A 513-nucleotide genomic window follows, 5' to 3' on the forward strand; every position below is an offset into this window, starting at 1 on the left:
AAACGTTCGGGTATCTAATAATTCTGCTTGGGTATATATGCAATGTTCGCTACCAAGAAAGCAAATAAGCGAATCCAAGCATGGAATGGTGGAAGTCGTCCTCTCCGAAAAATATTGCGAGCATGCCTCATACAGCCTCTCAGTATAATACCTGCCGTATTTTAGGTAGATGGGAAGTAGTTTCAAGTGCATGCTGTGGCTGTCATTAGATACTGTCCATCCTTGCCACAACCAAACTTTGCCCGGGTTTAGTTGCAAACTTTCTGAAAGTGCTGTGCAAGCCTCTCTTAAGTCTGAATTTTTCTTCCCCATAATTGTGCCCAGCGAAATAGTTGGCGTGTATTCGTTCAAGCTGCAAACTTTGTCGTGGAGATTGCCTAAATGTCGGGCGTAATCTTCATTTCGCGCCTTAGTGCCGTCTAGTATTTTTCCGCTCAGAATAAGTCCAATGCATTTTTGGAAAACATTAGTGAGAAACTGCGTGCGTATTTGAGTTGCTGTCAAATGTATCCC

At 43.1% G+C, this 513-nt stretch carries 1 protein-coding gene; it reads right to left on the minus strand.

Annotated elements, in window-relative coordinates:
- Positions 1–351: hypothetical protein (locus HX855_RS33100; RefSeq protein WP_218644353.1), on the minus strand; the 351-nt coding region annotated here is incomplete at its 3' end.
- Between the last annotated feature and the right edge of the window lie 162 nt (positions 352–513).

The sequence above is a fragment of the Pseudomonas sp. IPO3778 genome, assembly GCF_013386825.1.
Classification (GTDB): Bacteria; Pseudomonadota; Gammaproteobacteria; order Pseudomonadales; family Pseudomonadaceae; genus Aquipseudomonas.